Raw genomic sequence first — 226 nt, forward strand, 5'->3', positions numbered from 1 at the left:
CGACTTTAATGCTGTTGCAAATGGAGAGAAAAAAGTAATGGTTGCGGCATATAAGCAAATCTTTTATACCGTAAGTGCAGAACTACCAAACAATCCATCAGATCTTTTTGATAATAGTGTTACTTTTGACGAGTTAACTCGTAAAGGGGTAAGCAATGTGGCTCCGCCTGTTATGGTGTCTAATGTAGCTTATGGTAGAACAATTTACGTGAAATTAGAAACAAGT

1 protein-coding gene is annotated in these 226 nt (G+C 36.7%); it reads left to right on the forward strand.

Going from position 1 to position 226, the window contains the following annotated elements; all coding sequences use genetic code 11:
* Window positions 1-226 (forward strand): thiol-activated cytolysin family protein (locus tag ACM6HU_RS02800; protein WP_414847980.1); only part of this gene is annotated, 226 nt, incomplete at both ends.

The sequence above is a fragment of the Bacillus sp. IT-79MI2 genome, from assembly GCF_949768135.1.
Lineage (GTDB): Bacteria > Bacillota > Bacilli > Bacillales > Bacillaceae_G > Bacillus_A > Bacillus_A pseudomycoides.